This is a genomic window from Paracraurococcus ruber (genome assembly GCF_004353985.1).
Lineage (GTDB): Bacteria > Pseudomonadota > Alphaproteobacteria > Acetobacterales > Acetobacteraceae > Paracraurococcus > Paracraurococcus ruber.
This window is the reverse complement of the sequence record NZ_SMOA01000325.1, coordinates 1-5,580: the sequence shown is the minus strand read 5'-3', so window position 1 is coordinate 5,580 and position 5,580 is coordinate 1. Positions and strand designations below refer to the sequence as shown.

Annotated in this window: 6 protein-coding genes; 1 reads left to right on the top strand and 5 read right to left on the bottom strand. The window is 75.3% G+C overall.

From position 1 onward, the window contains the following. Window positions 1–79: 79 nt before the first annotated feature. The 5 genes from E2C05_RS28170 to rfaD form a co-directional block, all read right to left on the bottom strand. Window positions 80–1,045 carry a hypothetical protein gene (locus E2C05_RS28170; RefSeq protein ID WP_133222963.1) on the bottom strand — a complete coding sequence of 322 codons (966 nt, stop codon included), beginning with the start codon at window positions 1,043–1,045 and terminating at the stop codon, window positions 80–82. Window positions 1,046–1,120: 75 nt separating this feature from the next. Further along, the gene (gene pgeF / locus E2C05_RS28165) at window positions 1,121–1,906 is read right to left on the bottom strand and encodes a peptidoglycan editing factor PgeF (RefSeq protein ID WP_133222962.1); all 786 of its coding nucleotides are present in this window, start codon (window positions 1,904–1,906) and stop codon (window positions 1,121–1,123) included. Beyond that, the gene (locus E2C05_RS28160) at window positions 1,903–2,889 is read right to left on the bottom strand and encodes an SAM-dependent methyltransferase (RefSeq protein WP_133222961.1); all 987 of its coding nucleotides are present in this window, start codon (window positions 2,887–2,889) and stop codon (window positions 1,903–1,905) included. Before E2C05_RS28160 ends, pgeF begins: the two co-directional genes overlap by 4 nt. A 152-nt stretch (window positions 2,890–3,041) precedes the next feature. Beyond that, window positions 3,042–3,854, bottom strand: a complete 813-nt coding sequence (gene lgt, locus E2C05_RS28155; RefSeq protein WP_133222960.1) for a prolipoprotein diacylglyceryl transferase — start codon at window positions 3,852–3,854, stop codon at window positions 3,042–3,044. After that, window positions 3,854–4,834, bottom strand: a complete 981-nt coding sequence (gene rfaD / locus E2C05_RS28150) for an ADP-glyceromanno-heptose 6-epimerase (RefSeq protein WP_133222959.1) — start codon at window positions 4,832–4,834, stop codon at window positions 3,854–3,856. The genes lgt and rfaD overlap by 1 nt, the downstream gene beginning before the upstream one ends. Before the next feature lie 322 nt (window positions 4,835–5,156). On the opposite strand from rfaD, the gene E2C05_RS28145 reads away from it, so the two are divergent. Beyond that, window positions 5,157–5,501, top strand: a complete 345-nt coding sequence (locus E2C05_RS28145; protein ID WP_133222958.1) for an accessory factor UbiK family protein — start codon at window positions 5,157–5,159, stop codon at window positions 5,499–5,501. The last annotated feature ends 79 nt before the right edge of the window (window positions 5,502–5,580 follow it).

The following is a 5,580-nucleotide window of genomic DNA, read 5'->3' as shown; positions in this document are numbered from 1 at the left end:
GGGTCGGGCTCCGGCGGGGCCGGCACGCCGCGCGCCCCTGCCCGGGCTTGCCCCCGGCGCCGCAGCGCCGGGGCCCGGCTCAGCGCTGCGTCGCGGCTCCGGCAGGGACAGGGGAGGGGGCTCCGGCGGCCTGCGGTGCCTCCGGCCGCGGCGCGTCGGAGGTGGTGGGCGGCGCCTGCAGGGCATTCGACACCACGGTCTTCACCCCGGCCGCCGCCTGTTCCGCCGCGACATAGGCGATGTCGCCCCACAGCCGGTTCAGCCGGCCCGCCGGCACCTCGTTCATCTGCACGACCCGGCCGAGCTCCTCGCCATCCTTGCGGCTGACGATCCACTGGATCTCTACGCGTTCCACCCCGCGCGTCGCGCCCGGGACCACCAGGACCTCCGCCTGCAGGCCATAGGCGGCCCCTTCCGCCGTGTCCTGCACGACGAAGCCCTGGCCGCCCAGCATCTCCCGCATCCGGCTGCCGAGGGCGGTGTTGCCGTCGCCCGGGGCGCCGCGCACGCCGACCATGCGCAGCCGCGGCGGGCCGGCGGCGATCGAGGCCGGGTCGGTGGATTTGCGCGCCGCCTCCACCTGCAGCAGCAGCTGCGTCAGCTTCGGCGCCGCCTCCGCCGCCACGCGGTCGAACAGCGCCCGGTCGGCATGCGCCCAATCCTGGATCGGCACCGGCATGCCGTCCGTGGCGGCCTGGGCGCGGCGGTCGGCGTCCAGCAGGCGGAAGCGCGGGCGGATCGCCTGGCCCTCCATCGCCGCCGTCATCTCCACCAGCCAATCCAGCGGCAGCGGCGTGGCGGTGGCGATGGCCGGGACATCCTGCGCCTGTAGCGCGGCGGTCAGGGCATCCGAGAAGGCCCTGGCGCCATCGGCGGGCAGCAGCGCCTGGTCCGGCGGCGGCACCGCCAGCCGGACGGCGAGCGGGATGGCCAGCACCTGCGCCTGGCTGCCGGGGCGGCCGCGATAGGGCTGCGGCAGGTCGCCGCAGGCGGCGAGCGCCAGCAGGGCGCCGAGGCCGGCGAGGGTGCCCCTAGATGAGGACACAGGCCACCAGCAGCGTCAGCAGCGTCAGGACCATGAACTGGATGAGATAGGGCATGGAACTCCCGGGCATCGCGCTCAGGGCGCGATCGCGATGGCGCTGATCTGGTGCCCGATCGGCCCGCCGCCAGCCAGCGTGCGGCGGCGATGGCTGAAGAAGCGGGCCTCCTCCGCCAGGGTGTCGAGGCCGGCCGTTTCCACCCGGCCCGCCCCGGCGGCGGCGAGGCGGGCGGCGCAGTAGCCGGCCAGGTCGAACTGCCAGCGCCCCTCCCGCCGGCCCGCGGCGAAGAAGCGGGCATGCGCGGCGTCCTGCGCCAGCACGGCGTCTCGCAGGTCGGGCCCGACCTCGTAGCTCGGCTGGGCGATGCAGGGGCCGACCGAGGCGGTGACGCGGGCGCGGTCGGCGCCCAGCCGCTCCATCGCCGCCAGCACCGCTTCCAGCACGCCGTCCACCGCGCCGCGCCAGCCGGCATGCGCCGCGCCGATCACGCCCGCCCGCGGATCGGCGAAGAGCACCGGCGCGCAATCGGCGGTGACGATGCCCAGCGCGATGCCCGGCCGTGCCGTCACCATCGCATCCGCCTGCGGCCCCTGGCCTTCCTGCCAGCCCGCCGCATCCACCTCGGCCACCGCGATGCCATGCACCTGGTGCAGCCCGTGCAGCGCCGGCCGGTCCAGCCCGAGCGCGGCGGCGGCGCGGCGGCGGTTCTCCCGCACCTTCTCCCGGTCGTCCTGGCCGGAGAGGGAGCAGTTCAGTGCCGCCCAGGGCCCTTCCGAGACGCCGCCGCGGCGGGTGAAGAAGCCGTGGCGCAGCCCGGTCACCGCGGCCAGCGCGGGGGTGGTCAGGTACTCGGCATCCGTCATGCGGCCTCGAACCCCGGCGGGATGGGGAGGGCGGGATGGCACAGGCAGAGCGCCTTGAACAGGCGGCCCATGCCCTCGGGCGCGGTCAGGCGCTCGGCGCCCGAGAGGATCAGCCCGGCCTGGTCGCGCCGGCCCGCCGTGGCGGCCGCGCGCGCCAGGATGGCGGCGCGCTGCGCGAGGCCGAGGCGCTGCAGGAACAGCCCCATGGGCAAGGGGCCATGCGCCGCGGCGCCGGCGGCGCGTCCCGCTTCGGCCAGGGCGGCGAAGGGGACATGCGCGGTGACGTCCACCGTGCCGGGCGCGGCCAGCGGGTCGGCGGGGCCATGCCGCGTCATCGCCTGCAGGCTGTCGCCCAGCGCGGGCTCGCTGTAGCCGTAGTCGAGCGCGAGCAGCGCGCCGCCCTGCGCCCGCAGCCGGGCGGCGAGGGCGGCCGCGACGGCCTCGCCCGCCTCCGCCCGTTCGGCGATGGCGCCCTCCGGCGCCGCAGCGGGCAGGGGCGGGGCATCGGCAGGCGGCAATGCCACGAAGCGGCCCGCCTCGACATGCCGTTCCAGCCAGGCGCCGCCGCGGCGGATGAATTGCCGGATGGGCAGCGCGTCGAAGAACTCATTGGCCAGGATGATGGCCGGCCCGGCGGGCAATGCCGCGATGTCGGCATGCCAGGCCGCCACCGCATCGCCCAGCCGCGCGGCCTGGGCGGCGCGCAGCAGGGGCGAGGTCTCGACCAGATGGACCCGCAGCGCCGCGCGGAATGCCGGCACCATCGCCGCGGCGCGCAGCGCATCCGCCATCAGCGTGCCGCGGCCGGGGCCAAGCTCGGCCAGCACGATCTCGGGCGGCGATCCCATCTGCTGCCAGGTCACCGCCGCCCAGAGCCCCAGGCATTCGCCGAAGGCCTGGGAGATCTCGGGCGCCGTGGTGAAGTCGCCGGCCGCGCCGAACGGGTCGCGCGCGGCGTAGTAGGCGGCGACGGCACGGGCCATGAAGCGGTCGAGACGCTCGGGCGTGGCCGATCCTCCAGCACTCGGTAGGGGCGCTGCGGGGTCCCCATGACGCTGAGCGTCATGGGGTGCCCCTGCCCCTCCCGACCCCACCCCGCCAAAGGCCGAAAGGCCCTTGGAAACCACGAGTCCGCTCAGGCCACCGCCGCGCGGGCCGCCGGGCGGGCGCGGGCCATCAGCCACAGGCCGACCAGGATCATCGGCACGGACAGCAACTGGCCCATGGTCGCGCCGGCGAAAAGGAAGCCGAGGAAGGCATCGGGTTCGCGGAAGACCTCGCCCACCACCCGCGCCAGGCCATAGCCCGCCAGGAAGGCGCCCACCACGAAGCCGCGCCGGGCGCGGATCGCCTCCTGCCGCACCAGCACCTGCAGCAGCAGGAACAGGATCACGCCTTCCATCGCCGCCTGGTAGAGCTGGCTGGGATGCCGCGGCACCAGCAGCGGGTCATGCGGGAAGACCATGGCCCAGGGCACGTCGGCCGGCCGTCCCCAGAGCTCCCCGTTCACGAAATTGGCGCAGCGGCCGAGGAACAGGCCGATCGGCACCACCGAGGCGACGCGGTCGCCGAAGCCCAGCATGTCGATCCGCTGCTGCCGGCAGAACAGGATGGTGGCGACGATCACGCCCAGCATGCCGCCATGGAAGGCCATGCCGCCCTGCCAGACCTGCAGGATCTCCAGCGGATGCGCCAGGTAGTGGTCCGGCCGGTAGAACAGCACATAGCCGAGCCTGCCGCCGAGGATGATGCCGAGCGTGACCCAGGTGACGTAGTCGTCGGCCTGCTGCGGCGTGGCGACGCGCGGCGCCAGCGCCACCATGCGCTTGCCCAGCCACCAGCCCAGCACGATGCCGAGGATATAGGCCAGCGCATACCAGCGGATCGCCAGCGGCCCGACCTGCACGAGCACCGGGTCGAAGGCCGGGAAGGGAATGGCGAGAAGCATCAGCGATAGGGGTCCCCGGTCATCAGGAAGTCCTGCACGGTGCGGCGCACCCCGTCTTCCAGCGGCGTGGTCTGGGCGTTGAAGCCCGCGGCGCGCAGCCGGTCCAGCGGCGCTTCCGTGAAGTACTGGTATTTTCCGAGAAGGTCGGCAGGCATGTCGACGAAGCGAATCTGCGGCTCCCGCCCCATGGCGGCGAACATCGCATGCACCAGGTCGAAGAAGCTGCGGGCCCGGCCGGATCCCACGTTGAAGATCCCCGAGGCCCGAGGGGTCTCCAGCAGCCACAGCATCACCGCGACGCAGTCGTCCACATGCACGAAGTCGCGCATCTGCTGCCCGTCGGCGATGCCGGCGCGGTCGGAGCGGAACAGCGTCGCCGGCTCCCCGCCCAGCACCTGGCGGAACTTGTGGAACAGCACGCTGGCCATGCGGCCCTTATGCGCCTCGTTCGGGCCATAGACGTTGAAGAAGCGCAGCCCGGCCCATTGCGGCGGCCGCGGCGCGCCGCGCGCGAGCAGCTGCGCCACGCGCCGGTCGAAGGCCAGCTTCGACCAGCCATAGAGGTTGAGCGGCCGGAGCCGCGCCAGCGCCGCGGGGTCGGCATCGTCGTCGAAGCCCTGTTCCCCATCGCCATAGGTGGCGGCGGAGGAGGCGTAGATGAACGGAACCTCCCGCTCGGCGCAGGCCTCCCACAGGCGCAGCGGCAGGGTCAGGTTGGTGGCGGCGACCAGGTCGCCATTGGTTTCCGTCGTCGCACTGATCGCGCCCATGTGCAGCACGGCCGTGAGCGGCGGCCGGGCGGCGAGGAACTCCTCCAGCGCCGGCGGCGGCAGCAGGCCGGCGATGGTGTGCTTCGCCAGGTTCCGCCACTTGTCGCCGGTGCCGAGGTGGTCGACGACCATCACCTCCGCCCCCCGCGCGGCCAGCGCCGCGACGAGGTTGGAGCCGATGAAGCCCGCCCCGCCGGTGACCAGATACATGCGGCAATCCCTGGCTGCGGGCGGGGGCTGCGGCCGGGCCGCGGCGCGGCATCGCGGCGTCCCGCCCTGACGATGGCGTGTCCCGGGCGCGCGGCCGGCGGCGCCGGGCGGGCCGCGTTGCGCCGCGGTGGGGCGGGGGTATAGAGCAGATCGGGGCGGTGCGGAACCGCGATGCCCGCCAGGGCGCGGCGCCATGCGCCGGGCGATCGCGGTGGCGGCGACCGCGGCGGGCCTGGCCGCGTTGCAGTCGCGGCGCCCGGGGTGCCCGGCACCGGCCGCGCCGGTCCAGCGGGGCAATCCGGCGAGGCAGAAGGAGCAGGGCATGAGCGAGACGGGCAGCGGCGGCCGCCGGCGGGGCAATCTCTTCGACGACCTGGCCGGCGTGGCGGGCGGCGCCTTCTCGGCGCTGGCCGGCATGCGGACCGAGATGGAGGCGGCGGCCCGGGCGCAGATCGACGCCGCGGTGCAGCGGCTGGACCTGGTGAAGCGCGAGGACCTGGACGCCGCCATGGAACTCGCCCGCCGGGCGCGGGAGGCGCAGGAGGCGCTGGAGACCCGCGTGGCGGCGCTGGAGGCGCGGATCGCCACGCTTTACGCGGCGGCCCCGGCCGCCACGCCGCCGGTGACGCCGGGCGAGCGGACGGAGGCGATGCCGGACGGCGTCTGACGCCCGCGGCGGCATCGACCGGCCGGGGCCGTCGCGTCGGCCCCGCGGCGGCCAGCCGGGGCGGGGCCAGCGGCGGGCC